The organism is Arthrobacter humicola (assembly GCF_022803015.1).
In the GTDB taxonomy this organism is placed as follows: domain Bacteria; phylum Actinomycetota; class Actinomycetes; order Actinomycetales; family Micrococcaceae; genus Arthrobacter; species Arthrobacter humicola_A.
Map to the genome: position 1 here is coordinate 1 of NZ_JAFKON010000005.1, position 24817 is coordinate 24817.

Genomic DNA, 24817 nt, shown 5'->3' on the forward strand with positions numbered 1-24817 from the left:
CGGAAGCTAAGACCCACAGCGCCGATGGTACTGCACCCGGGAGGGTGTGGGAGAGTAGGTCACCGCCGGAACACCATTAACGGTCGAGGACCCCCACCACCAGGTGGGGGTCCTCCCGCATTTAACCGGCCTTTCAGGACCAGGCCCGTGCCTTCGGCGGCCCGGCCCCGGGGGAACGGCCGCCCGCCGGCCCCGGCTACGTGCCCAGCCGAACCCGGGTCACGGCCTGCCAGAACACAGGTCCCAGGGCCCCCACGAGCGCCCCACGTCCCCCGGGCAGCCGGCAGGGCATCCAAGACGGGTGCCGGCGTCGCCCCCGCCAAGGCCCCCCTCACGGCCCGCCAGGACCATGGGACCGGTGCCCAGCGGGCAGCGCCCGGGCTGGCTTCCTGGCTGCGGAAAGTCCGCCGGCGGGGACGGCGGCGGAACTGGGTGAAACGGCGCCGACGAGGGGGCTTCCGCTCTCGGCGCAATTTGACGGCGATCGGCGCCCGATTCCAGTGATTTTCCCCAAAAAAGGCCGAAAACACGCGGAATTTGCCACCTCTGAGGCGCCAAGCTGGTAAGTTTTCGAACAGTGGTTTGTACGCATGCCGTGTGCAGGCTCCAAAAATCGTGACCGTCCAGGAGGACATAAATGGCTAAGAACCGTAGTGAACTTGTTGCAGAGGTAGCAGGCAAGGCCGGCACCAGCCAGGCAGCAGTCAACTCCGTGCTCGACGCACTGTTCGAGGTCTTCGAGACCTCTGTCGCCGCGGGCGAGAAGATCACCATCCCGGGCTGGCTCGCCGTAGAGCGCACCGACCGTGCAGCTCGCACCGGCCGCAACCCGCAGACCGGCGAGACCATCCAGATTGCCGCTGGCCACAGCGTCAAGCTGACCGCCGGCTCCAAGCTGAAGGCTGCAGTCGCCAAGAAGAAGTAGTCTTCTTCGCAGGCTTGAAAGGAGCGGCAACCCTCGGGTTGCCGCTCCTTTTGCGTCCCCGGCCAGTCCCCGGCCAGCGGCCGGCCGGTCCCTAACCGGTCCCTAACCGGTCTTAGGCCGGCCGGGCTGCCTTCCCGACCAATCCGCAGCCCTTTGAAGGCCGCGCAGGCTGGACGGATCCCCGGAGGCCCAGCCGGGGCCGATTCGCTGAGCAAGGCGGCGTAGCGGACAATGGAGGTGTGCCTTCCGCAGTAAATCCCACGCCCACAACCGCAGCGCCCGTTCCCCCCGGGGACGCACGCGGCCCTGGCTCCGGTCCCGCCGGGATTGCCCGGCCTTGGCTGATCGCAGGCCTTGGCGCGTTGTTTATTGGCCTGGTAGCGGCACTGATCTTCTCCGGCGCAGCAGCCGCCCGCGAGGTCTCAGATCCAGGTGCGCTGGTGCGCTGGGGGCTTCCGGTGAGCAAAGCGATCCACAACGTCGCTGTCGCCACCGTGATCGGCGGCCTTATCTTCGCCGTCGGCATCCTGCCGCGAAACAGGAACAGCTCCCGGTCCAAGGAGCAGGACGCCCCGGAACATCCGGCCTTCACCCGGGCGCTGGCCGTGGCAGCGGCCGCCGGCGCCGTCTGGACGCTGTCCGCGATCACCGTACTGGTCCTGGGCTACGCGGACATTGCGGGGCAGGGCATCTCCGGGGACCCGGAATTCACCCGCTCCCTCGTGTACTTCATGACGGACATCGAAACCGGACGCGCGTGGCTGGCTGTCGTCATCATCGCCGCCGTCGTTACCACCGCCCTGTTCGGAGTGCGGTCCCGCGGCGGCCTGGCACTGACGCTGGTCCTCTCGCTGATCGGTCTGGTTCCCGCTGCCCTGATCGGACACTCCTCCAGCTCCAGCGACCACGAGGGTGCCATCAACTCGCTCGGCCTGCACCTGATCGGCGTATCGGCATGGGTGGGCGGCATCATCATGCTCGCAGTCCTCTCCGGCGTCCTGGAAGGCACGGGCGCCGGCGGCCGCGCCTCCGGGGCAGGCTCGGGGACAGCAGACATCACCGAGCCAACCCTGCGCCGGTTCTCATCCCTGGCCGGCTTTGCCTTCGCCCTGGTCTTCGCCTCAGGCGTGATCAACGCCAGTATCCGCCTCACCACATGGGCAGACCTCTTCGGCTCGGCCTACGGGCAACTGATCCTGGCCAAGACGGCAGCGGTCCTGGTGTTGGGCGGCATCGGGCTCATGCACCGCCGCTGGGTCATCCCGCAGCTGGGCAACCGCGCCATGGGCAGGTCCGCGCGCCGGGTGTTGTGGCAGTTGGTGATCGTGGAGCTGATCATCATGGGGGCGACGTCCGGGATCGCCGTCGCGCTGGGGCGTTCCGCCCCGCCGCAGCCCACCACTTTCGCCCCCGACGCTTCGCCGGCCTTCATCCTCTCGGGCTACGAGTTGCCGCCGGAACTGACCCCGGACCGATGGCTCACGGAGTGGCGGCTCGACTGGCTCTGGATCGCCGTCGTCGTGTTTGGCTTGGTGTCCTACCTCCTTGGCGTACGAAGGGTGCTGAAACGGGGCGACTCGTGGCCCTGGTTCAGGACGGTCAACTGGGTGCTCGGACTCATGGTCCTCACCTACGTGACCTCGGGGCCGCCGTCGGTCTATGGCAGGGTGCTGTTTTCGGCGCACATGGTGGACCACATGGCCCTGACCATGGTGGCTCCCATCTTCCTGGTCCTCGGCGCCCCCGTCACGCTGGCACTGCGGGCGCTCACCCCCCGGCGCGACAGCTCCCGCGGCCCGCGCGAGTGGCTCATGATCTTCATCCACTCCAAGTTCTCGCAACTGGTGACCCACCCGCTGTTCGCGGCCGCCAACTTCGCCGGCTCGATCGTGCTTTTCTACTACTCGGACGCCTTCGGTTACGCGATGCGGGACCACGTGGGCCACGAACTCATGAACCTGCACTTCGCCCTCACCGGCTACATCTTCGTGCTCACCATGATCGGCACCGATCCGTTGCCGCGCCGCGCACCGTACCCCATGCGGCTGCTGCTCCTGTTGGCCACTATGGGCTTCCACGCGTTCTTCGGCGTCGCCATCATGGGCGGCACCGGACTGCTGGCCGCCGACTACTTCGGCAACCTCGGGCGGACCTGGGGCCCCGCTGCCCTGCTGGACCAACAGATGGGCGGTGCCGTGGCGTGGGGGATCGGCGAAGTTCCAACCCTGCTGGTAGCGATCGGTGTCGCCGTGATGTGGTCCCGCTCCGACGCGCGCGAGTCCAAACGCACCGACCGGGCGGCGGACAGGAATAACGACGCCGATCTCACCGCTTACAACGATATGTTTGCCAAGCTGGCCGAGCGCGACGCCAGGCTTGCCGAACGCAATTCAAAGCTGGAAGGACGCTCATGACCGAAACCGTACGCACCCACCTCCGGGTCCGGGCCTCCGAACTGGTGGGCCGCAACTGGCTTAACACCGGTGGCAAGTCCCTGGACCTTGAATCCCTGCGCGGCAAGATCGTGCTGCTGGACTTCTGGACGTTCTGCTGCATCAACTGCCTGCACGTCCTGGACGAACTCCGCCCGCTCGAGCAGCAGTACTCGGATGTCCTCGTGACGGTCGGCGTGCATTCGCCCAAGTTCGAGCACGAGGCCGATCCCGTGGCGCTGGCGGCCGCCGTCGAACGCTACGAGATCCGCCACCCTGTCCTCGACGACCCCGAGCTGGACACCTGGAAGGCCTATACGGCCCGGGCCTGGCCGACCCTGGTGGTCATCGATCCCGAGGGCTACATCGTCGCGCACCTCTCCGGCGAGGGCCACGCGGACGGCCTCGCCGTCCTGATCCCCGAGCTGATCGCCGAACACGAAGCCAGGGGCACCCTGCACCGGGGCGACGGCCCCTACGTGGCGCCGGAACCGACGTCGGGAACGCTGCGCTTCCCGGGCAAGGCCCTGTTCCTGCCCGCCGGCCGCGGCGTCGGAAGTGCCGGCGACGGTTCGTGGCTGGTGACCGACACCGGCCATCACCGGCTCGTGGAACTCTCTACCGACTTTCAGACCGTGCTGGCCACTTACGGCTCGGGCGAAAAGGGCCACGCCGACGGCAACGCCGCCACCGCCCGGTTCAACGAACCGCAGGGCCTGGTGCTGCTGCCCGAGGATGTCGCCGCGGCCGCCGGTTACGACGTCGTCATTGCCGACTCCGTGAATCACCGGCTCCGCGGGCTGTCCCTCGCGGACGGCACCGTCCGGACGCTGGCCGGCAACGGCGTACAGCGGCTGCTGGAAACCGGCCCGGCCCGCGTGGACGAGGAAGGCGCCGCCTACGGTACCCGGCTCGAGGCGGACCCGCTCGCGGTGTCCCTGAGCTCGCCGTGGGACGTCGTCTGGTCCACCAAGCTCAACGCCGTGGTGGTGGCGATGGCGGGAGTGCACCAGATCTTCAGCTTCGACCCGACCTCCGGCGCCGTAAAGATCATCGCCGGCAACGGCCTCGAAGGGCTCCTGGACGGCCCGGCCGCTGAAGCCTGGTTCGCCCAGTCCTCCGGCCTTGCCGAAGACGCGGACGGCAACATCTGGGTGGCTGACTCCGAAACCTCCGCCCTGCGCAAACTCGTGATTGATGACGCCGGCAGCATCACCGTCGAATCGGCGGTGGGCAAGGGCCTGTTCGACTTCGGCTTCCGCGACGGCCCCGCCGCGGAGGCGCGGCTGCAGCACCCGCTCGGCGTCACGGTGCTCCCTGACGGTTCGGTGGCCATCGCGGACACGTACAACGGCGCAGTCCGCCGCTACGACCCCGCAACGGGCACGGTCTCCACACTGGCCCGCGGACTGTCCGAGCCCTCGGACGTGATTGTGGACCACACCCAGGTCGCCGGATCCGAGCCGTTGCTGGTGGTGGTCGAGGCCAACAAGCACCAGCTCGTGTACGTGCCCATCCCGAAGGAAGCCCAGCAGGTGGACGAGGGCGCGGCACAGACCCACCGGCCCAAGAGCCCTGTGGCGCCTGGCCCGCTCGAACTGGCGGTCCGCTTCACGGCGCCCACCGGTCAGAAGCTGGACGACCGCTGGGGCGATCCCACCCAGTTGAAGATCTCGTCCACACCCCCCGAACTGCTGGTCTCCGGCGGCGGGACGTCCGTGGGGCTCCTGCGCACCCTGGAGCTTTCCTCCGACGTCCCCGAGGGCGTCCTGCACATCACCGCCCGCGCGGCGGCCTGTGACGGGTCCGAAGACGCCGACGGCGAGATCCCGGACCATGCGGCCTGCCACCTCTACCAGCAGGACTGGGGAATCCCCGTGCTCCTGCAGGCCGACGGAGACACCGAGCTGGTCCTGGACCTGCGCGGAATGGACTGAGCCGCTGCGCCAAGGCTGACCAAAAGGCTGCTGTCCGTGACCCTGCGTCACGGACAGCAGCCTTTAGGCTTTCTTCGGGCCTCCGGCCGGGGAGTCCCGGCGGGTACTAGTAGTCCAGCTGCGGCGTGAGTTTGACGGTGTCGCCGTCGATGTCCAGACGGGTCGTGAAGCTGAAATCGTGGACGGAGTCGATCTCAGACACGGCGCCCGAGAACAGATCCTGTTGGCGGGCCTTGATCCGGGCCTTGCCGTCGAGGGGCGCCACCACCCAGCGGCCGCCGAACGGCTCGATGCTGACGCTCGGGTAGTCCGTGATGCTCCAGTCGATGGTTCCGTCCATCACGCGGTTGTTGGTGGCGTGGTAGAACGGGCAGTTGGGCTGCAGCTTCTGCTGCTTGTCGGCCTCGTCCGCGCAGGAGTCCAGGAACTCCTTGACCTTGCCGCTCACGGCCTCCTTCAGGGCGCCCGTGGCCTCGGTCAGCAGGTTCAGCGATGCCGGAGGCGCGTCCGCGGCCGACACTGTGGCGCGGGTGGCCGGGGCGGAGAAGTACTGGCCGTTCAGGGTCGCCTCGTACTCGCCCGGGTAGAAGACTGCGAAGGAGTTGCGGCCGTTGGGCATGTTCACCGGCACCCCGTTGAGGGTGGCCTCGCTGGAGTTGACCACGGTGACGTCCAGGACGGGCAGTTCAGAGGGGACGAAAGACCATTTGTGGAAGAACAGCCACTCGGTGCCGGAGCGCTCCAACAGGAATTCGGTCCGCAGCTTGTTGCCGTCGACGGTGTACTCCATGGGTACCATGACCTGATTGGCACCACGCTCTTCCGCGGCGCCAAGCTTGACGTCGGAGATGCGTGCCGCGGCGGTTTGCAGGGCCGTGCCGTCGAGCATCGCCGGGTTGCTTTGTGGCACGGAGGCGCGCAACAGGCCCAGCGCCTTTTCGCCATCGCCCTTTTGCAGGGCACTCAAATATTCGCGGACTGGCTGCTGGGGCCCTGCAATGGAGTCGTTCACCAGATTGATCGACACGATGGCGCCGGCGACGGCAAGCATCAGTCCCAGCAGCCACACTGCTGCGATTTTGACCAACGCCTGACTCATCTGCACCATTCTTACGTTACCTGTACCCCACAGGAATCCCGGTGTCACGGTCCGCATCTGTGACGCGGAGCATGGCTGAAGGCCGCCCGGCCCGCGGGCCGGGGACGTTCGGTTGGATGCCGCCGCCGTGATCCCTAGCGGCGGCGGCGTTTGGAGGAAGTGCCGAAGACGCCGCGGAGCAGTTCCCTGCCAAGCTGGGTCCCCAGCGAGCGGGCCATGCTCTGGAGGCCACCGCCCAGGGCCCCGGCGAGTTCGCCGCCGATGCCCCCGCCACCCCCGGCCGGCGGCTGCGCCGGCCGGGGGGCGCGCCGCTCGGCCACGTTGTCATCGTCGGGCGTCCTGGGCGCCGGCGCGGGGCGGCTGCTGGGGCGGCCAAGGATTTCCTCCTCGATCCGCCGGGCTTCGGCGTCGATGGCGCCGGGGTCCAAACCGCCGTCCTGGGCGGATTGCTGGCTGCCGCCGTCCCGGGCGCCGCCGTGGTGTGCGGTCCCGGCCGCCGGCCCGGTGGGGGCGGCGCCTGTGCGGTCGCCGCCTGCGGCGGCGATCTTCTCGTACGCCGAGATGTTGTCGACGGCGGTGCCGTACTTGGGCAGCAGGGCGGAGGCGGCGACGGTCCTGGAGATCAGCTCGTCGGTGCTGGGACCCATCACGGACTCCGGGGCGCGGAGCAGGGTCAGCGCCACCGGGGTCGGCGCGCCCTTCTCATTCAGGACTGTGATGACGGCCTCGCCGATGCCGGCGGTAGTGAGGGTCTCCTCGAGGTCGTAGTCGCTGGTCGGGAAGGTGGAGACGGTGGCCCTGAGGGCCTTGGCGTCCTCCGGGGTATAGGCGCGGAGGGCGTGCTGCACGCGGTTTGCCAGCTGGCCGAGGACGTCGGCGGGGACGTCCTTGGGGGTCTGCGTCACGAAGAAAATTCCGACGCCTTTGGACCTGATGAGCCGGACGGTGGTGGTGATCGCGTCAAGGAAGGCTTTCGAGGCGCCGTTGAACAGCAAGTGGGCCTCATCGAGGAAGAACACGAGCTTGGGCTTGTCGAGGTCCCCGGCCTCGGGCAGGTCCTCGAAGAGGTCGGCCAGCAGCCACATGAGGAACGTCGAGAAGAGCATGGGCTTGGTCTGCAGCGTCGGAAGCTCCAGACAGCTCACCACACCGCGGCCGTCCGGCGCGGTACGCAGCAGTTCCGCGGTGTCGAACTCGGGTTCGCCGAAGAACTTCTCCATACCCTGCGCCTCGAGCGTGATCAGTTCGCGCAGGATCACGCCGGCGGTTGCCTTGGAGAGGCCGCCTAGTTCCTCAAGCTCGTCCTTGCCCTCGGCCGACGTCAGGAATTGGATCACGGCCCGCAGGTCCTTGAGGTCGATCAGCTCCAGGTCTTTCTTGTCCGCGAAATGGAAGACGAGCTGCAGGCTGGATTCCTGGGTCTCGTTCAGGTCCATGATGCGGGAGAGCAGGATGGGGCCGAAGGAGGTGATGGTGGCGCGGACCGGTATGCCCTTGCCGTCGCCGCCGAGGGCCAGGAACTCCACCGGAAAAGTCTTGCCGGACCAGGCCTGGCCGATGCTCTCCGTGCGGGCCAGGAGTTTTTCTGTGCCCGTGGCGGCGGTGGCCAGACCCGAGAGGTCGCCCTTGATGTCGGCCAGGAACACCGGCACACCCGCGGTGGAAAGCTGTTCGGCCATCATGTGCAGCGTGACGGTCTTGCCCGTGCCTGTCGCACCGGCCACGAGGCCGTGCCGGTTCATCATCGCGAGCGGCAGCCGGACGGAGGCTTCCTTGTGGAGTTCGCCGTCGACGATCGCCGCGCCGAGCTCGATCGTCGGGCTGTCCAGGGTGTAGCCCTGGACGATCGTGGCGACTTTGTCTGCAGTGGATTTGATGGCCATGCGGTTAGCTTAGCCGGGTCCGGGGTTCCCGGACCCGGCTAAGCGTGGCTTATTCGGCGAGGGCCTTGAGGACCTCCTTGGCCACGTCCTCGCTGGACTGCGGGTTCTGCCCGGTGATGAGGTTTCCGTCCCGCACAACATGAGACGTCCAGGCCGCGCCGTTCTCCACTACCGCGCCCTTCTCCTCCAGGACGTCCTCCACGAACCACGGTGTATTGGGTCCCGTGCCGCCACCCAGCTCCTCCTCATTGGTGAAAACGGTGAGGCGGCGTCCGGCGAAGGTGAACGCGCCGTCGTCGTCCGTGGCGCTCAACAGCCCGGCCGGGCCGTGGCAGAACGGCGCGATGATCTTGCCGGCCGTGTTGACGGCCGTCAGCAGACGGCCAAGATCTGCATCCTGGTAGAGGTCGGCCATGGGCCCGTGTCCGCCCGGCATCACGACGGCGTCGTAGGCGGAGGCGTCGACGTCGGCCAGCACCAGCGGGTTGGACAGTTCGGCGTCGAGGGAATCGATGTAGCGGCGGAAGCTATCCGCACGGTCCTGCCCGCCGGCGGACTCAGCCGCGAGGCTCACCTCATCCACCGTCGGCTTCTTGCCGCCCGGAGTGGCGATGTGCACGGTGTGGCCCGCGTCGAGAAGGGTCCGGTGGGAGACGACGAGCTCCTCGGCCCAGTACCCGGTGGGGTGGTCGCTGCCGTCGCGCATTGTCAGGGAATCTGCTGCCGAGACAACCATCAGAATATTTTTAGCCATGGTGTTGCTCCTGTTCTGCCGGCAGGGCCGGCGGACGGTGGATGAGGTGAATATGGGAAGCGGCGCGGTTCAGCGGGTCGCTTTGAGTTCCGCATAGGTGGCGTCGTCGAGGACGACGCCGGCGGCGGCCAGGTTCTCTTCAAGGTGCTTGACGGAGCCGGTGCCGGGGATCGGCATCATGACGGGGGACCGGCGCAGAAGCCAGGCCAGGGCCACCTGGGAAGTCGTGGCGCCCAGCCGCTTCGCAGCCTCGTCGAGCGGTCCGCCCGGCCGGGCCAGCTCGCCGGCGGAGATCGGCGCCCACGGAATGAAGCCGATGCCGTTCTCCTCGGCGTACTCGAGGACGTCCTCGGAGCTGCGGTCGGTGAGGTTGTAGCGGTTCTGCACCGTAGAGACCGTGAAGTACCTCCCGGCTTCCTCCAGTTCCTCCACGCTGACCTGGGAGAGGCCGAGGGCCTTGACCTTGCCTTCCTTTTGCAGATCGCGCAGCACGGCGAACTGCTCCTCGCGGTCCACCTTGGGGTCGATCCGGTGCAGCTGCAGGAGGTCGAGGGCGTCGACCTTGAGCTTGCGCAGGCTCAGTTCCGTCTGCTGGCGCAGGTATTCGGGCCGGCCGACCGGAACCCAGGCGTTGGGTCCGGTGCGGGTGAACCCCACCTTCGTCGCAATCTTGACGCCGTCCCGGTAGGGGTGCAACGCCTCGGCGAGGATTTCCTCGCTGATGTTGGGGCCGTACGAGTCGGCGGTGTCAATGAAGTCGACGCCAAGCTCCACGGCGCGGCGTACCACGGCGACCGCCGCGGCGCGGTCTGCCGGCTCGCCCCAGACGCCGTCGCCGACGATCCGCATGGCGCCAAAGCCCAGCCGGCGGACGGTTGCCAGGTCCTTCAGGGCGATCGTGGCGGATTTTTCCGGATGCTGTGCTTTGTCATGGCTCATAGGGAAGAGAACATCCTCAGCCTGCTGACTATTCCAAGGTTTCCTAACGGGGCGTCCCCGCGCCGGCGATGCGGGGCCGTGAGCAGCGGCCGTCCGGTCCGAGGATATGCGCCCTTCGGATTTACGCTAACGATTGGAAATTATGCCTTAGACTGTGGCATGCCCAACTCGCTCCCGCGCATCGTGCTGGCCTTTGTCGTGACCCTCGGCCTTGTCCTGCTGGGCGGAAGCCCCGCATCGGCCGCTACGGCCAGTACCTCGGGACCCGGAATCGATGTGTCCTGGCCGCAATGCGGGAAGACCCTCCCAAAGCAGCCGGCCTTCGCGATCGTCGGCGTCAACCATGGCCTGGCCAACAACACGAACCCGTGCCTGGCAAGCCAGCTGGCCTGGGCCAAGACCGCAAAGTCCCCGGCAGCCACGGCGCAGCCGAGGGTGGCGTTGTACGTCAACACGGCCAACCCCGCCCGGCAGGGGTCCTGGTGGCCGATGTTGAACACCTACAACGGGGTGAAGGTCACAAACCCCTACGGCAACTGCGCCTTGGGGTCGCTCAAAGCCTGCTCCTATATGTATGGGTGGGCCAAGGCGTCCGACGACGCCAAGCGCCGCGGGGTCAGCAACCCGCAGTCCTACCTCTGGTGGCTGGATGTGGAAACGGAAAACACTTGGCAGGAAGACAAAGCCGCCAACGTCGCCGTCCTGGAAGGCATGGCCGCCTACTTCAAGAAGATCGGCGCCCGCGTGGGCCTCTACTCCACCGCCTACCAGTGGGGGGAGATCGCCGGAAGCGTGAAGTTCACCAGCCCGCTGGCAGGACTGCCGAGCTGGCTCGCTGGAGCGGGATCGGCGGCCGGGGCCAAGGCGAACTGCGCCCGCCCCGGACTCACCTCGAACAGCCGCGTCTCGATGACGCAGTACATCTCGGGGGGCCTTGACTACAACTACTCGTGCCCCTGAGCCGCCCGCAGAAATATCCCGGGGGCCGCCGTCGTTGACCCCAGTGTGCCCGCGCCGGAAACCCGGTGCCACCCAGGACCGCAGTCCAAACTCCGGCCCGCACACTGCTCCGCTACGAAAGGCCGGCTTTTCCGTGACTGTTCCGCTTTCCATTCTTGATCTCGCTACCATCGGCCCGGGCCAGACGGCGGCGGATAGCTTCGCCGGCAGCGTGGCCATGGCGCAGCTCGCCGAGGACCGGGGTTACCGGCGGATCTGGTACGCCGAGCACCACAACATGTCCGCGATCGCCTCGTCCGCCACGAGTGTGCTGATCGCCCACGTCGCGGCCCACACTTCCAGCATCCGGCTCGGCGCCGGCGGCGTGATGCTGCCCAACCACTCCCCTTTGACCATCGCGGAACAGTTCGGCACGCTTGAGACCCTGCACCCGGGCAGGATCGACCTCGGCCTGGGCCGGGCGCCGGGCAGCGACCAGAACACCATGCGCGCCCTGCGCCGCGATCCGATGTCGGCGGACAGCTTCCCGCAGGACGTCCTGGAGCTCCAGGGCTACCTGAGCGGCCCCACCCGCATCCAGGGCGTCGAGGCCACCCCGGGCAAGGGCACCAACGTGCCGCTGTACATCCTGGGTTCCTCCCTGTTCGGCGCCAGGCTGGCCGCCCAGCTGGGCCTGCCCTATGCGTTCGCCTCGCACTTCGCGCCCAACGCGCTGCAGGATGCGGTGGCGGTCTACCGCCGCGAATTCCGGCCCTCCGCGCAGCTCGAGGCGCCGCACGTGATCGCCGGAGTCAATGTCATTGCCGCCGATTCCGCCGCTGAGGCGCAGGCGATGTTCCAGGCCACCAAGCGGGCCAGGGTTTCCTTGTTCTTCGGCAATGGCCGCGTGTTTAGCGACGACGAGGCGGACATGATCCTGGACTCGCCCCAGGGCCAGCAGATGGCGCAGATGATGAAGTACTCCGCGGTGGGCACCCCCGAGGCCGTTCTTGCGTACCTCGAGGAGTTCACGGCGCACGCCGACGCCGACGAACTGATCGTGGCGCACCAGAGCACCGGGACCGAACCCCGGCTCCGTTCCGTGGAACTTCTGGCCGACGCCGCCCGCCTCGTGCGGGCATAACGACCTGGGGGCCTTCCGGGCTACAGTTCCCGGCGGGCGCCCTCGGAGGCGGTGACGGTGAAGATGTGCGGGGCCGCGTACCCGGCCCGGGCGAAGTCGCGGGTAACTCCCGCGGCCACCGTTGCGGCGCCGTCGTTGCGGACCAGAGCGATGGCTGCGCCACCGAAACCGCCGCCGGTCATCCGCGCGCCGATGGCGCCCAATCCCTGCGCGCTGGCCACGGCGAGGTCGAGCTCAGGGGTGGAGATCTCGAAGTCGTCGCGCATGGACTCGTGCGATTCGTTGAGGAACGGCCCGATCGCGGCGGGGCCGGAGGTCCGCAGTGCCGTCACGGTGTCGAGCACCCGCTGGTTTTCCGTGATGATGTGGCGGACCCGGCGGTAGGTCTGTCCGTCGAGCTGTGCTGCGGCGCGGGGTAGATCGGCCGGGCCCAGCGCCCGCAGGCTGCCGACGCCCAGGCGTCGGGCGCCGTCCTCGCAGGAACGGCGGCGGCTGGCGTAGCCGCCGTCGGCATGGGAATGGCTGGTGCGGGTGTCGATCACGAGCAGACCCACCCCGGCACCGGCGAAGCCGAGGGCAACCGCCTCGGTCGACAGGTTCTGGCAATCGAGCAGGATGCCATGATCGGGCTCACCCAGGAGCGAGGCCGACTGGTCCATGATGCCGGTGGGCGCGCCGACCACCCGGTTCTCGGCCAGCTGGCCGATCCGTGCCAGTTCGGGCCTGCCCAGCCCCAAGCCCCAGAGATCGTTCAGGGCCAGGGCCACCGCGCATTCGATGGCGGCGGAGGAGGACAGCCCGGCGCCGGCCGGGACATCCGAGGTCAGCGCCAGGTCCAGGCCGGACATCCCGGACGGGACGCCGGAACCGGCTGCGGAACCGGACGCGACGTCGGAACCGGCGCCGCCGGCTGCCGCCCGGGACATCGCCCAGGCCACGCCGAGGGGGTACGCGGCCCAGCCGGTGAGGCTATCCGGCTCCAGGCGGTCGAGGCTTACCTCTATGACGCCGGGGAAAGAGCTGCTGGTGACCCGGAGCAGACGGTCTGCGCGGACGCGGGCCGCCACCGTGGTGCGCTTGTCGATCGCGATCGGAAACGCGAAGCCCTCGTTGTAATCCGTGTGCTCACCGATCAGGTTGACCCGCCCGGGCGCCGACCACAAGCCGTCCGGCGCGCCCCCAAACTCACTGGAAAAGTACCCACTTTCCCGTTCAAGGACCTCGTTCATGGCTGGGCTGCTTCCTGTTCTGTTGCCGGGAGTTCTGTACGGAATGGCTCGAGCCCTGCTGTACGCGGTGGCCGCGATGCTGCCTCCATGGCGTCGCGGAGCCGGGCGGCGGCCGTTTCCGGCGGGATGTCCGCGATGAATGCCCCCATCGCGGCTTCCGACCCTGCCAGGTACTTGAGCTTGTCCTCCTCCCGGCGGGGCGAGGTCAGTTGCAGCATGAGCCGGATGTCGTCCCGGTGGGCGTGGACGGGAGCCTGGTGCCACGCCGAAATGTACGGCGTGGGGCTGTCGTAGAGGGCATCGACGCCACGCAGGAGCTGGCGGTACAGCAGGGAGAACTCATCGCGTTCCTCGTCGGTCGTGGCGGCGAGGTCCGGGACGTGCCGGTGCGGGAGGATATGCACTTCCAGCGGCCAGCGCGCCGCAAACGGGACAAACGCCGTCCAGTGCTCGCCCTGGATCAGCACCCGCTCGGATTTCTGCTCGAAGCTGAGGATGTCCTCGAACAGCGAGCCGCCGTAACTTTCGATCGTGCGGACCAACTGGGCCGTGCGCGGCGTGATGTACGGGTAGGCGTAGATCTGTCCGTGCGGGTGGTGCAGCGTCACGCCGATCGCTTCGCCGCGGTTCTCGAACGGAAAGACCTGTTCGACGCCGGGCAGCGCGGACAGCGCGGCCGTCCGGTCCGCCCAGGCTTCCACCACTGTGCGCATCCGGGACAGGGGCAGGCCCGCCAGGGAGCCGGTGTGTTCCGGGGAGAAGCACACCACTTCGCACCGGCCCACGGACTGCCGGCTGCGCCCCAGCCCTACCCGGGCGAGGTCATCCAGGCCTTCCGGCGCGGCGGCCCCCGCCAGGTCCGGCCCGAAGGAGGGAGACTTGTTTTCGAAGACGGCGACGTCGTAGAGGCTCGGAATCTCCGAGGGATTCTCCGGCGACGCCGGGGCCAGTGGGTCCAGGTGCGAGGGCGGCAGGACCACCCGGTTCTGCCGGGCGGCCGCGATCGAGATCCACTCCCCGGTCAGGACGTCCTGGCGCATGGTGGCCGTGGGCGGCCGGACCGCCGGCGCGCGGAGATCCTCGCCCCGGTGCGGGGGCAGGACGGTATCGGCATCATCGAAGTAGATGATGTCCCGGCCGTCGGAGAGCTTGTGGGAGCGTTTCGTAATCTGGCCCATGCTAGGGGTTCCTCACGGGGTGTGCGCTGTTTGCGGCTGGATCGGCGGCCGGAGCGCCGGCGGTGGTACGGCGGACTGCCAGGAGCAGCCCGTGTTCCGGGTTCAGGACCGGCATTGGGAGCCCGGATTCGGCCAGGAAGCGTCCCGACGCCTCGACGCCGCCCGCAAGCCACGCCGGTGGCGCCGCCTGCAGGAACGCCCGCCGGTCCTCGGCCGCCGGGTAGACCGCTTCCACCCGGTACGCGGTGTCCGGGAGCAGCCCGGGCAGGCAGACCTTCCCCGGGACTTCGGCGAACGGGGTGGCCACCGAGACCAGGGCGTAGAGGGCCTCCCCACCGTCGTGGGACACGACGCCGTGCAGCCGGAGGGCCGGATCGGGCTCGTCGGCCCGCACCATGCGCCCGCTGTGGAGGAGCGGCCGGTACTGCTTGAACAGCGCGATGGCTCGGGCAAGCTCGGTACGTTCGGCATCGTCGAGGCGCCGGACATCCCATTCGAGGCCGAAGTGGCCGAACATCGCGGTGATCGCCCGGAACGAGAGATCGTGCGTTCGCGCCGTGGTGTGGCTCGTGGTGGGGCCAACGTGCGATCCGACGAGCTCCGGCGGCACCACCACGCCGGTCCAGCGCTGGATGGTCTGCCGTTCCAGGGCATCGTTGCAGTCCGAGGCCCAGATCCGGTCGGTGCGCTCCAGGATGCCGAGATCCACGCGGGCCCCGCCGGAGGAGCAGCTTTCAATCTCGACGCCGGGGTGGGCCTTGCGGAGCTCGTCCAGGAGCCGGTAGACGGCCTGAGTCTGGGCGTGCACGGACGGGCGGCCAGCGTGGCCCATCTCGGCCAGGTCCCGGTTCTGGTCCCATTTGAGGTAACTGATCCGGTATTCGCTCAACAGGGCATCGAGCCTGTCGAAGATGTATTGCCAGGCCGCCGGATTGACCAGGTCAAGGACCTGCTGGTGCCGCCATTGCATGGGCAGCCGGCCAGTCAGCCGGCCGGCCGGGCCGCCGTCGTCGGGCGGGTTGCCCCCGGCGGACTGGTTCCCCCCGGGGCTCCGGGGTGCGGGGCCGGCGATCCAGTCCGGATGGGCGCGGGCCAGGTCCGAGTCCAGGTTGACCATTTCGGGTTCGACCCAGAGCCCGAATTCCATGCCGTGGCCTGTGACCGCGTCGATCAGCGGCGTGAGGCCCTCGGGCCACAGGTCCTCGTCGACGTACCAGTCGCCAAGGCCGGCGTGATCGTCGCGGCGGCCGCGGAACCAGCCGTCGTCGAGGACGAAGCGTTCCACGCCGAGCCCGGCGGCCGCTTCGGCGAGTTCGAGCAGGGGCTCGAGGCGGTGGTCGAAGTACACCGCTTCCCAGACGTTGAGCACCACGGGACGGGCCTTGCCGGACCGCACGCCGGGATGGTGCGGGCGCCCGCGGAACCAGCTGTAGAAGGCATCGCTGATGCCGTCCAGGCCCGCGGCGGAGTAGGCAGCGTACAGCCACGGGGTCTCGTAGCTGGCGTTCGCTGCCACGCTGATCTCGCCGGTGCCGAGCAGTTCCGAGGCGCCCAGGACGGTCCGGCCGTCCGCGGCGGCGTCAACGAAGCTCTCGTGGTTGCCGCTCCAGCCCAGATGCACGGCCCAGACCTGCCCGTGGCGGTTCCCGAATCCGGGGGTGCCGGCCGCCAGCAGGAGCGAGGCGTCGTGGCCGGTCCGGCCGTGCCGGCCCGAGCGGACCCATGTGCCTTGGCGCAGCGGCAGGCGCTGGGGGTGGGACTCCCGGCACCAGCGGCCGGTCAGGTCCAGGATTTCTGTGGCGGCGCGGCCCACGGGCAGCACGGCTGCGAGTTCGTCGAGGCTGTACGGGCCGGCGCCGTCGTTGTCGAGCCGGTGCCGGAGCTGGAGCAGGCCGCCGTCGTTGATCCTGATCTCCGTGCGGACGCTGACACCGGCCTCGGGGTCGGCCTGGGTGATGACGGCCGAGCAGTCCGCCCCGCGGGACCGCCCGGCGCTGGACAGCTCAGCACTGGATCGTTCAACACTGACAACACGCAGACGGGCCGAGAACGCCTGGCCGTTCCGGTGGCCGCGAAGGCCGGGGCGCCCGCGCCAGCCGGAGGACGCCTGCGGGATCACGCCCAGCGTCACCGGGACGTCGAGGGCCGAGTGCGGCACGGCCTGGCCCAGCAGCGAAAGATCCGGCAGGGCCGGGCCGAGGTCGGCGCCGAAGTGCAGCATGGCGGCCTCGCCCGTGCTGAAGTCGATCAGCAGGGACGTTCCGGAGCGGCGCAGGTACAACGGCTCCAGATTCTGCGGCGACAGGTCCGGGACGCCCACGGGGGAGCGGGTCTCGGCGGCAAGGGTGAGGTCCGGGTTGTTCACGGCAGCTCCAGGCGTAGTGGTTTGGGTGGGCGGGGGCCGGGCGGTCAGCCTGTGGCTGCTGCGGGGCTGGCTGCGCTGATGCTCCGGGCGTCGCCGGTATGGGCCAGGCGGAGCCGGCCGACGCGCTCGCCGAGGATGCGCCGGGCCTCGCTGCCCAGAAGGTCATCGCTGATGAGTTCGTCAGCGTCCTCCAGGCCGGCGATCGTGCTGATGCCGAGGGTGCCCCACTTGGTGTGGTCCGCCAGCACCACCACCCGCCGGGCCGCGGTGACGAAGGCCCTGTCGGTTTCGGCCTCGAGCACGTTGGGGGTGGTGAACCCGGCATCGGCGTCGACACCGTGGACGCCGAGGAACAATACGTCCAGATGCAGCTGTTTGAGCGAGGAAGTGGCCAAAGGCCCGACGAGGGCGTCCGAGGGTGTGCGCTCGCCGCCGGTCAGGATCACGGTGGACGGGGAGGCGCTCTGGTGGAAGACATCCGCGATCCGCACGGAGTTGGTGACCACCGTGATCCGCGGGCCGGCGGACAGCAGCTGGGCCAGCGCCCACGTGGTGGTGCCGGCGCTGAGCCCCACCGCCATGCCCTCGCGCACCTGTGCGGCCGCCTCCTGCGCAATCGCCATCTTCTCGTCCTTGAGCTGGGTCACCTTCAGCTCGAAGCCTGGCTCGTGGGTGCCGGCGCCGCCGGGCAACTTGGCCCCGCCGTGGATCTTCTCCACGGCGCCCGCCGCGTCGAGGGCCTCGATGTCCCGCCGCACGGTCATCAGCGAGACGCCGAGCATCTTGGCGAGGTCCGCGACACGGACGATCCGCTCACGCTGGACCTCCGCGAGGATGGCGGAATGGCGGGCTGCGGCTAGCATGTGGAGTCCTTACAGGTTTGAGTGGCTTGAGTGGTTTGAGTGGCTGGCGGAGGTGCCGACCAATCGGGCGGCAGCCGAACGGACGACGGCGACACTGCCGGCCGCGAGGCCGAGTCCGCCGTCGAGTTCGGCGCCGGTGAGCAGGTCCACGCCTTCCAGCGGCAGCCGGACGTCGTGGGCGCCGTGGTTGATGCAGAACGTCCAGTCCGTCCCGTCCTTGCTGCGCCGGACCACTTCGACGTCGGCCGGCAGGTCCGGGACGAGCGGCTGCACCCTGGCATCGGCGCAGACGACGGCGAGCAGTTCGCCCAGGCCTTCCGGCGCGAGTGACGTGGCGACATAGTAGGAGCGGCCGCTTCCGGCACGGTTACGGGTCACGGCGGGAGAACCGGCGGCCGGTCCCTCTTCCACGGCCGCGAGGACCTCGGCGGTGGTGGCATGCCCCAATTCGTTCCAGCAGGTACCCGCCCCGAAGCTGCTGAGCCGGATACTTTCGCCGCCGCGCAGCGGGAAAAACTCTTCCATCTTCACGCCCAGCAGTCCGCTGAACGCGCCGGGATAGCTGCCAAGCCTGATGTGGTCATTTTCGTCCACGATACCGGAGAAATAGGTCACCACGAGGTGGCCGCCGGAGCGCACGTACGCGTCAAGTTTCGTGGCCCCGGCGTCGCTCACGAGGTATTGCATCGGCGCGACGACGAGCCGGTAGCCGGACAGGTCATCGGTACTTTGGCGGAAGTCGGTGGGGATGCCGGAGCGGTAGAAGGCATCGTGCCAGCGCCTGGTTTCGGCGATGTTGGAGGCGTCCACGCTCGGGTGCGAGTCCAGTTCCGAGGCCCAGCGGGCGTCAGTGTCGTGGAGGATCGCGACGTCCACCCGGCCGGACGCGCCCGTAACTACCGAGCCGCTGACTTCGGCCAGGCTGCGCAGCGCCTGGCCCAGCTGCACCACTTCGCGCCAAACCTTGGTGTCCGTGCCGGCGTGCGGCAGCAGCCCGGAATGGAACTTTTCGGCGCCGGCCCGCGAGGCCCGCCACTGGAAGAAGAGCGCGCCGTCGGCGCCGCGGGCTACATGCTGCAGGGAATTGCGCAGCATCTCGCCGGGCGCTTTGGCGATGTTGCGCGGCTGCCAGTTCACGGCCGAGGTCGAATGCTCCATGAGCAGCCACGGCTTGCCCTTGGCCCAGCCGCGGGTGAGGTCCGCGGTTGCCGCCAGTTCCTGGAAGTTCCGCGGATCCTCGGCAATCAGGTAGTGGTCGTTGGAGACCACATCCATCTCTTCGGACCAGCGCCAGTAGTCCACGGGCTGGTGCAGGCCCATGTTGAAACCCATGAAGTTGGTGGTCACGGGATGTCCCGAGTGCGTGCGGATGATCGCGGCCTCGGCCTTGTAGCATTCGAGCAGCTCATCGGAGGAGTAGCGGGCGAAGTCCAGCTGCTGGGTCGGGTTCACCCAGGTCCCGGAGGTGCGCGGCGGCAGGATCTGCTCCCAGGCCGAGTAGCGCTGGGACCAGAAGGCGGTGCCCCACGCGGCATTGAGGGCCTCCAGGCTGCCGTACCGGCGTTCGAGCCAGCGCCGGAAACCTGCGGCGGCACCGTCCGAGAAATCAGGCTGGTTGTGGCAGCCGTACTCGTTGTGGACATGCCACATCACGACGGCGGGGTGGTCCTTGTACCGGGTGGCGATCTGCTCGGTCAGGGCCGCGGCGGCCCGGCGGTATTCGGCACTCGAGGCCGCGAAGGCCTGCCGGGAACCGTAGCTGTGCCGCACGCCGTCGGCCGTCACGGGCAGGGACTCGGGGTACTTGTGGCTGAACCAGGGCGGCGGCGACGCCGTGGCGTTCGCCAGGTCCACCCGGATGCCGTTGGCGTGCAGCAGGTCCAGGACCCGGTCCAGCCAGCCGAACTCGTAGACGCCCTCGGACGGCTCAAGCAGGGACCAGCTGAAGATGCCCACGCTGACCAGGTTGACGCCGGCCTCGCGCATCAGCCGGACGTCCTCGTCCCAGGTCTCCTCGGGCCACTGCTCCGGGTTGTAGTCTCCGCCGAATGCCAGCATCGGGGAGCCTTCGGAGCCGAGGCGGGCGGTGATGTAGTCCATGGCGTTGTTCTGGTTGGAGCTGTTGTCCACGTTTATCCTTTGCTGGAGCCGAGGGTCAGGCCCGCCACGAAGTGGCGCTGCAGGAGCAGGTAGATGATCAGGGCCGGAACAGCCGTGATCATGGCGCCGGCGGCGATCAGGTTGTAGTTGGAGAGGAACTGGCCCTGGAGGTTGTTGATCGCGGTGGTGACCGGAAGCCGGTCTCCGCTTTGGATGAAGAGCAGGGGCCAGAAGAAGTCGTTGTAAATGAAGATCACCTCGAGCGTGCCCATGGCGGCCAGGGCCGGGCGGCACAGCGGCAGGATGATGTCCCAGTACTGGCGCCAGACGCCGGCACCGTCAACCAGGGCCGCCTCGGTCAGCTCGGGGGACAGGGCCTTCATGTAGTTCGAGAGGACGAACGTCACGAAGCCGATCTGGAAGGCGGTGTCCACGGCGATCACGCTGATGTAGGTGTTGAGCAGGTTCCCTGAATCGCTGACGGCGTAGGGAAGCTCGAAGTGCTTGAACATTTCAAAGAGCGGCGCCGCGAGCACCTGCGGCGGCAACAGGTTTCCGGCGGTGAACATGATCAGCAAGGTGATGTTGAACTTCCAGCTCACCCGGCTCACGGCGAACGCCATCATGGAGGCGAAGAAGAGGATCAGGAACACCGAGGGGACCGTGATGAGCACGGAGTTCCAGAACAGCTGGGAAAAGCCGCCCTGTGTCCAGGCCTGGGCGAAGTTGTCGAAGTTGAAGGCGCCGCCGGTGCTGAAGTAGCCGTATTTGTCGGTGTCAGCTTTGGGCCGCAGGGCAGTGAAAATGGCCCAGGCCAGGGGTACGAGCCAGATCGCCGCCATGACGATGAGGAAGACGTGGGTGCCGTAGTGCTTCTTGCCCTGCTTGTTGTTGGCCGGGCGGCCGGGGCGGGGGCCGGTCCTTCCTGGGCCGGAGCTGCGCTGCCGGGCGTCTGCCGGGCTGCCGGCCGCGGCGGCATCGGTTGGATGGGCGATGCTCATGCCTCTTTGTCCTTTCCGAATGCGCGGGAGAGATAAAACGTGATGGGGATCAGCGAGATGACGAGCAGGATGACGGCCAGCGCCGAGCCGATGCCGATCACCTGCCCTTCGCCCACCAGGTTCTGGATGACCAGGGCGCTGATCAGTTCCAGCCCGTTGGTGCCGCGGTTGATCACGTAGACGATGTCGAACGCCCGGAGGGATTCGATGACGGTGATGACGATGATGATGACGTTCACCGGGCGCATGGCCGGGAAGACCACCTGGAAGAAGGTCTGGACCGCGTTGGCGCCGTCGATCTGGGCCGCCTCGCGCAGGGTCGGATCCACGCCCTTGAGCCCGGCCAGGTACAGGATCATGACGTAGCCGGCGTGCCGCCAGGTGGCGGCGAAGAGGGCTGCCCAGATGTTGACGCTGGAATCCCCGAACCAGTCGACGGCCTGGGGCGTGCCGGCGGTGCCAAGCAGGAAGTTCAGGAGGCCGCTGTCCCGGTTGTAGAACAGCTGCCAGATGATCCCGATCAGGGCAAGGGAGAGCATTACCGGGGCGAAGAAGATGCTCTGGTAGATCCGCGTGCCGCGGATGTTCTGGTCCAGGAGCACGGCCAGGAGCAGCCCCAGCGGGGTGGCGACGAGTGCCAGGAACGCCAGCCACAGCACGTTGTGCTGCATGGCCGGCCAAAACGGCGGGTAATCCTGGGCGATGAACTGGTAGTTCTCGACGCCGGCGGGCTTGATGTCGGTCAGCTCCAGCCCGTTCCAGCGGGTGAAGGACAGTCCGACCGACATGAGGGTGGGGATCCAGACCAGTACGAGCTGGATCAGCGTGGGGATGCCCACCATCAAGCCGAGCACCACTTTGTCGCGGCCGGACAGCCGCCGAACCCGCCGCGCGGGGGCTGCGGCTGCTTTGCGCCCCCGCGCCGACGGGTTGGTAGAGACACTCATGGAGATTCCTTGCCTTGTGAAATGCAGAGTGAAATGCAGAGGAAAAGAGCCGTGCTGACCGCGCGGTCACCCGCGCGGTCAGCACGCCGCTACTGGGCGGCGTACAGGGACTTGGCCTGGGCTTCCAGGTTCTTCACATCGACGTTGCCGTCCTTGATGAACGACTGAAGCGCCGGGATCATCACGTTGTTGGCCATGGCGGGAAGGGCATCGCGGTCGAAGAACTGGCTGATGTTCTTGGCGCCGCTGATGGCTTCGGCCAGCTTCTTGTTCAGCGGAGTGAACTTGGAGGTATCGGCGCCCTTGGCGGTGGCGATGTTGGACGAGTCGACCGAGGCGTACACATCCTGTCCTTCCGGGGTGCCGACGTAGGCCAGGAAGTCCCGGGCGGCCTGGTTCTGGCCGCCCTTCTTGGAGAGCAGCAGGCCGTCGATGGGTGCCTCGATGGCGTCCTGGCCTTCCACCGCGACCTCGGGGAACGGGAAGAAGTCGATGTCGTCGGCGATTGCCTTGTCCGTGTACTGCTGGGTGAGGAAGGAGCCGAGCAGGTACATGCCGGATTTCTTGTCCGCGAGGGACTTCGCCGAGTCCTGCCACGTCATGCCCAGGGCGTTCGGGTTCTGGAACGGGAGCAGGGCCTTCCAGGTGTCGAAGACGTCGCTGACCTTCTTCTGGTCCCAGCTTTCCCGGTGCGCGGTGAGGTCCATGTGGAACTGGTAGCCGTTCAGGCGCATGTTCAGGTAGTCGAATGTGCCCATGGCGGGCCAGCCGTCCTTGTCCGCGAATTCAATCGGAATCAGGCCGTCGGCCTTCATCTTGGTGGCGAGGGCCTTCAGCTCATCGAACGTCGTGGGGACGGTGTACCCCTTTTCCGTCCAGAGGCTCTTGCGGTAGAAGAAGCCCCAGGGGTAGTTGTAGTTCGGGATCAGGTACATCTTGCCGTCGGCTCCGGTCGAGGCCTTTTTCAGGGCATCGGAGTAGTTCCCGCCGACCTTTTCCCAGACGTCATCGATCGGGGCGAGCAGCCCCTTGCCGGCGTAGTACTGCATGCGGTACCCGGCGAACCAGGTGAACGAATCGTCGGGGCTGCCCTGGAGGTAGGTGTTGATCTTGTTCTGGAAGTCGTTGTGCGCCACCACGTTGGTGGTGACCGCGATGCCGGACTTCTTCTGGAAAGCGTCGGTCACGGCCTTGTAGGCAGCCTTGGGGACCTCGTCGGAGGACCCGGAACCGAACGTGGCCGTCTTGGCGCCGCCGCTGGCAGGTGCGCTGCCGCCCGTGCAGGCCGAGAGCAGGGGGATGCCGGCCATCGCGACTGCTCCGGCGCCGAAGGTCTTCAGCAGCGTCCTCCGGTCCCACCCGCCTCGGCTGGAGGCCCGTAGCAGTGCGTCTTCATGCATGGTCATAATTTCTCCTTTGAAATAACGCGGGTGGAGTGAAGCAGCTCACATCATTAGCTATCATAATCGCACAATAAGGAACGTCAAGTAGCAAAAAAGAACATTTTGATGCGCGTGGCCGGACTTGTCCGTTGACTTAGGGCGGGGCCGCTCTTAGCGTTAAGCCCCTCAGGGTGCCGATGTGGTCCGCCGGCTGGCGGTGGCGCCCGGAACCGCGGATACATGGCGAAAACCCAGGTGCACCCATGAAGATCAAGTCCACAGCCGCCGCCACGCTGCTCGTCCTGCTGTTCCTGGGAGGATTGCTCGGCGGCCCGTCCGCGTCCGCGCCGGCGTCGTCCGAGGGCGCCACGTATTACGTGAGCGCCGACGGCAGTGACGCCAACGACGGGACGTCGCCGCAATCGGCCTGGGCGACGCTCGACAAGGTCAATGCCACTGCGCTGCGGCCCGGGGACTCGGTCAGCTTTCGCCGCGGAGACATCTTCTCCGGCGGCCTCGTGGTCGGCCAGAGCGGCACCAGCCGGCTCAAGGTCACGCTGAATGCCTACGGAAGCGGCGATCCGCCCGCCGTTACGGGCGGACTGGCAGGTACGTGCGTCAGGCTCGACGGCGACTACATCGCCGTTGACGGCCTGCGGGCGGAGTCGTGCGGCTATGCGGGCTTCAGCATCAACGGCGACCACGGCTCCGTGCGGAACTCCGCCGCCAGGAACAATGCTGCGGGCATCAAAGTGAGCGAGGGCTCCGACTTCGGCACCTACACCAACAACACGCTTGCCGACAACAACATCATGAACGTCAATACGCCGGGGGAGCTGTGCGGCACCGCCACGTCCCTGAAGTGCGATGACGACTCGGGCGCCTTTGGCTTCCTGATCAACGGCAGCGACAACGAGTTCGCCGGCAACACCGTCACCGGCTCCACCGCGGTGTCCTACGATTTTGGCCACGACGGCAGCGCGTTCGAAATATTCAACGGCAACCGGAACAGGATCCACCACAACGTGGCCGTGGATAACAACGTCTTCTCCGAACTGGGGCGCGGGAAGGGCGGAACTGCCGACGGCAACACGTACAGCTACAACCTGGTCCGGTCCACCTGCGGCCCCAACTGCTCCCAGGCCATGGGGCTGATCGCGCGCGGCAGGACGTCCTCCTTCGGCCCGACCAACGGCACCACGTTCGAATACAACACCGTGTGGCTGGACGGCGCGGACTCCCAGGCTCTGGTCTGCCACGCGTCGTGCCCGGCCTCCACCGTCGTCAGGGGAAACATCCTGGTGGCCGCCCGCAATGCGCTGTGGATGGACGGCGCCGGCTGGACCGAGCGGGAAAACGTCCTCAACGGCCCCACGAACATCATTCCCGATGCCACCTCCACTACTGAACCGGCCGACTTTGTCAACGCACCCGCCGATCTCCACCTCTCCGGCGCGAGCCCGGCCATTGACCGGGCCGGGGTCAGCCCCTTCCCCTTGGATCTGGACGGGCGGCCGGCCAACCAGAAGGGCGACTGCCAGGGCGGCGGCGCGGCCGATGCCGGGACCTACGAATACAGGCCAGCCGGCTGCTGAAACGCAACGGCATGGCGGCGCAGCAAGGAACCAGCACCTGGTGCCATCGCTGGTCCCAAGGTGTCCGGGCGGCCCGGCGGATGTTACATAGTTGCAACTGCAGGG

Annotated in this window: 18 protein-coding genes and 1 rRNA gene; 7 read left to right on the forward strand and 12 right to left on the reverse strand. The window is 67.8% G+C overall.

The features are described 5' to 3' along the window. The 4 genes from rrf to ARTB_RS11315 form a co-directional block, all read left to right on the forward strand. A 5S ribosomal RNA gene (rrf, locus tag ARTB_RS21965) occupies positions 1 to 71 on the forward strand; the annotation flags it as partial. Positions 72 to 637: 566 nt separating this feature from the next. Next, complete coding sequence (locus ARTB_RS11305) at positions 638 to 925, forward strand: HU family DNA-binding protein (RefSeq protein ID WP_011776355.1); 288 nt, start codon at positions 638 to 640, stop codon at positions 923 to 925. Positions 926 to 1164: 239 nt separating this feature from the next. Then, the gene (locus ARTB_RS11310; RefSeq protein WP_439954120.1) at positions 1165 to 3339 is read left to right on the forward strand and encodes a cytochrome c oxidase assembly protein; all 2175 of its coding nucleotides are present in this window, start codon (positions 1165 to 1167) and stop codon (positions 3337 to 3339) included. Then, entirely contained in the window at positions 3336 to 5294 is a 1959-nt protein-coding gene (locus tag ARTB_RS11315; RefSeq protein WP_243180430.1) for an NHL domain-containing thioredoxin family protein, read from the forward strand. The genes ARTB_RS11310 and ARTB_RS11315 overlap by 4 nt, the downstream gene beginning before the upstream one ends. 106 nt (positions 5295 to 5400) lie before the next feature. On the opposite strand, the gene ARTB_RS11320 is transcribed toward ARTB_RS11315, so the two are convergent. The 4 genes from ARTB_RS11320 to ARTB_RS11335 form a co-directional block, all read right to left on the reverse strand. Next, positions 5401 to 6393, reverse strand: coding sequence for a hypothetical protein (locus ARTB_RS11320; protein WP_243180440.1), 993 nt, complete (start codon positions 6391 to 6393; stop codon positions 5401 to 5403). Positions 6394 to 6527: 134 nt separating this feature from the next. Then, positions 6528 to 8276 carry a helicase HerA-like domain-containing protein gene (locus tag ARTB_RS11325; RefSeq protein WP_243180442.1) on the reverse strand — a complete coding sequence of 583 codons (1749 nt, stop codon included), beginning with the start codon at positions 8274 to 8276 and terminating at the stop codon, positions 6528 to 6530. Positions 8277 to 8325: 49 nt separating this feature from the next. Beyond that, a complete protein-coding gene (locus tag ARTB_RS11330; protein ID WP_243180451.1) occupies positions 8326 to 9030 on the reverse strand; it encodes a type 1 glutamine amidotransferase domain-containing protein in 705 nt (234 codons plus the stop codon). A 69-nt stretch (positions 9031 to 9099) separates the two neighbouring features. After that, positions 9100 to 9969, reverse strand: a complete 870-nt coding sequence (locus tag ARTB_RS11335; protein ID WP_243180453.1) for an aldo/keto reductase — start codon at positions 9967 to 9969, stop codon at positions 9100 to 9102. Between the two features lie 159 nt (positions 9970 to 10128). Here ARTB_RS11335 and ARTB_RS11340 point away from each other — a divergent pair, with 159 nt between their 5' ends. Beyond that, positions 10129 to 10929: a hypothetical protein gene (locus ARTB_RS11340; protein WP_243180461.1), complete on the forward strand. Its 801-nt coding sequence runs from the start codon at positions 10129 to 10131 to the stop codon at positions 10927 to 10929. 133 nt (positions 10930 to 11062) lie between these two features. After that, entirely contained in the window at positions 11063 to 12052 is a 990-nt protein-coding gene (locus tag ARTB_RS11345) for an LLM class flavin-dependent oxidoreductase (RefSeq protein WP_243180463.1), read from the forward strand. 20 nt (positions 12053 to 12072) lie between these two features. Here ARTB_RS11345 and galK read toward each other — a convergent pair whose 3' ends face one another. The 8 genes from galK to ARTB_RS11385 form a co-directional block, all read right to left on the reverse strand. Beyond that, positions 12073 to 13281, reverse strand: a complete 1209-nt coding sequence (gene galK, locus ARTB_RS11350) for a galactokinase (protein ID WP_243180464.1) — start codon at positions 13279 to 13281, stop codon at positions 12073 to 12075. After that, a complete protein-coding gene (gene galT, locus ARTB_RS11355; RefSeq protein ID WP_243180467.1) occupies positions 13278 to 14459 on the reverse strand; it encodes a galactose-1-phosphate uridylyltransferase in 1182 nt (393 codons plus the stop codon). The genes galK and galT overlap by 4 nt, the downstream gene beginning before the upstream one ends. Before the next feature lies 1 nt (position 14460). Continuing rightward, a complete protein-coding gene (locus ARTB_RS11360) occupies positions 14461 to 16749 on the reverse strand; it encodes an alpha-galactosidase (RefSeq protein WP_243180894.1) in 2289 nt (762 codons plus the stop codon). Positions 16750 to 16868: 119 nt separating this feature from the next. Then, positions 16869 to 17687, reverse strand: coding sequence for a DeoR/GlpR family DNA-binding transcription regulator (locus ARTB_RS11365; protein WP_079550600.1), 819 nt, complete (start codon positions 17685 to 17687; stop codon positions 16869 to 16871). Positions 17688 to 17696: 9 nt separating this feature from the next. Next, positions 17697 to 19817, reverse strand: a complete 2121-nt coding sequence (locus tag ARTB_RS11370) for a beta-galactosidase (RefSeq protein ID WP_243180469.1) — start codon at positions 19815 to 19817, stop codon at positions 17697 to 17699. 2 nt (positions 19818 to 19819) lie between these two features. Continuing rightward, on the reverse strand, positions 19820 to 20788 hold the full coding sequence (locus ARTB_RS11375; protein WP_243180492.1) for a carbohydrate ABC transporter permease: 969 nt from the start codon (positions 20786 to 20788) through the stop codon (positions 19820 to 19822). Then, on the reverse strand, positions 20785 to 21735 hold the full coding sequence (locus tag ARTB_RS11380; protein ID WP_028278192.1) for a carbohydrate ABC transporter permease: 951 nt from the start codon (positions 21733 to 21735) through the stop codon (positions 20785 to 20787). Before ARTB_RS11380 ends, ARTB_RS11375 begins: the two co-directional genes overlap by 4 nt. An 89-nt stretch (positions 21736 to 21824) precedes the next feature. Continuing rightward, on the reverse strand, positions 21825 to 23141 hold the full coding sequence (locus ARTB_RS11385) for an ABC transporter substrate-binding protein (RefSeq protein ID WP_243180493.1): 1317 nt from the start codon (positions 23139 to 23141) through the stop codon (positions 21825 to 21827). A 239-nt stretch (positions 23142 to 23380) separates the two neighbouring features. Between ARTB_RS11385 and ARTB_RS11390 the strand changes: the two genes are divergently transcribed. Continuing rightward, complete coding sequence (locus tag ARTB_RS11390) at positions 23381 to 24712, forward strand: hypothetical protein (protein WP_243180495.1); 1332 nt, start codon at positions 23381 to 23383, stop codon at positions 24710 to 24712. The last annotated feature ends 105 nt before the right edge of the window (positions 24713 to 24817 follow it).